General features: G+C 37.5%; 1 pseudogene. It reads right to left on the reverse strand.

What is annotated here, in order from left to right:
* Positions 1–405 (reverse strand): annotated as a pseudogene (locus ACZ76X_RS29050) (IS200/IS605 family element RNA-guided endonuclease TnpB); the annotation flags it as partial.

Below are 405 nucleotides of genomic sequence, written 5' to 3' on the forward strand. Positions count from 1 at the left end.
TGTTTTCGGAAGTTCTTGTACTTCTGTTTCAACTAATAGTGACACAAAATATCTGCCAGAAGGGTTCCGTCTAACAGTCGCATTTACAATACGTCCCGTTATTTCACGACTTTTGGCAAATCGAACAAGACCTAGTTTTGGCAATTTTATTTTGTTTCCTACAATGGCAATGTTTTCATTTGTTTGTTTTGTGGTATAAGATTGTACGTTATTTTTCTTGGATTTGAAACGGGGGGCACTATTTTGTTTTTTGAAAAATCGTGTATACGCATCCGCAAGGTTGCGAACAGACGACTGAATCGCAATACTATCCACTTCTTTGAGCCAAACAAACTCTTTCTTCATGGCAGGAAGTTTGGCAGAGCATGTACCGTATGTTAAACCTTTTCCAGTTTCTTTATATGT

Source organism: Bacillus sp. BC05(2025) (assembly GCF_056725905.1).